This window comes from Bartonella sp. AA81SXKL (assembly GCF_042196945.1).
In the GTDB taxonomy this organism is placed as follows: Bacteria; Pseudomonadota; Alphaproteobacteria; order Rhizobiales; family Rhizobiaceae; genus Bartonella.
The window spans coordinates 1-1,446 of sequence record NZ_JBHIRH010000081.1 but is presented as its reverse complement, the minus strand read 5'-3'; the positions used below and the strand labels follow the sequence as shown (position 1 = coordinate 1,446).

General features: G+C 47.1%; 1 protein-coding gene. It reads left to right on the top strand.

The window, feature by feature from the left end:
* Positions 1-40: 40 nt before the first annotated feature.
* Positions 41-1,446: DUF4815 domain-containing protein (locus ACFINZ_RS09615; RefSeq protein WP_375701405.1), on the top strand; the 1,406-nt coding region annotated here is incomplete at its 3' end.

Genomic DNA, 1,446 nt, shown 5'->3' with positions numbered 1-1,446 from the left:
GATGTTCGCGAACAATTCAAGATTTTATTGAGGTTTTAATATGAAGCATGAAAGTGGTTTACCCTTTGCAATTGACAGATCTCGCGGCAAAGAGGAACAACAAAGCGTGGTGTTTTATGGCACGCGTCCCTTTATTCAAAGTGGTGAACTCAATGAGGTTCAAACCATTATAAGGGGGCGGCATGACCGTTTGGGGCGCCTTGTGGCACAAGAAGGAGACCGCGTTGAACGGGCTGATGCTTTTGTCAACAAAGAGACAAGGACCGTCACTTTAACGGATGGCAAGATTTATATCGCAGGCGATATTTTTTCCGTTGCACCCGCTGTACTCAACAATGTTGCCATGATTGGGCGCTTGGAAATTGGTGTGAAGCTGCAAAAAAAATGGATAACACACGAAGATGATCCAGAGCTCTTGGGGCAAGTCCCTGGCACCTTAGCAGAAGGAGAGCCTGGAGCGGCACGCGAAACAGCAAAGCTTGTTTGGGCACTAAAAGAGGATGCGCAGAATGGCACTTTCTTTCCGGTTTATATTTTACAAGATGGTGTTCTGATTGATCAAAAATCGCCCTCACTGCTTGAACCCGCCATGCAAGCCATTGCGACGTACGACCGCGCCCATGGACATTATATCGTGAGTGGCTGCCGTGTGAGCGCATTGGGAGCCAATAACGGTTGCCAAGTCTTTAGTATTCAAGAAGGAGAAGCCAATATCAATGGCTTTAAACGCAAACGCTTAGCGGCTTTGCGTCATGAAGAACTCGAGGACTTTTCGACAAGCGTTGTTCCAAGCGAAACGCATATTTTTGCGCCCCCAAAAGGGAAAAACAGTTTCACCTTTAAACCCTATTATTTTCCTATTGCCGATATTCAATCTCTTTTGTTGACAAAAGAAAAGACCGTTACCGTCACCCGTGGTGCCGTTGCCGCTGGGCGTGATGGGGTGCCGGATAAAAGCATCACCTCTTTTATCAAAATTGTTCAAGGAACTAAGGAATTTAAAGAAGGCACAGATTTTAAAAAAACCGGAGACACCATTGATTGGGCGCCCGTAGGAGACGAACCTTTAGCAGGGAGCAGCTATAAGGTGACTTACCGCTATCGCGCAAAAATCACGGCTGATAAAGTAACAGCGCAGGAAATCACTGTCTCAGGTGGGGCGCAAGGTGGTGATATTATCGTCAGTTATACTTACAAATTACCCCGCATTGACCGTATTGGTCTCAACACGGGGGGCAATGTGGTTTACATCAAAGGTATCTCAGTAGACCAACCCATGGCACCCAGTGTCCCTGATGATGTGTTGTCCCTTGCAACCATTACCAACAATTGGCTTGAAACGCCGGTTGTGGTCAATGATGGCACCCGTGTTGCCCCCTATGATGAGATGTGGCGCTATTTTCAACGGGTGCTTTCGCTTGACCGTCTCATGCAATTAGAGCGTAT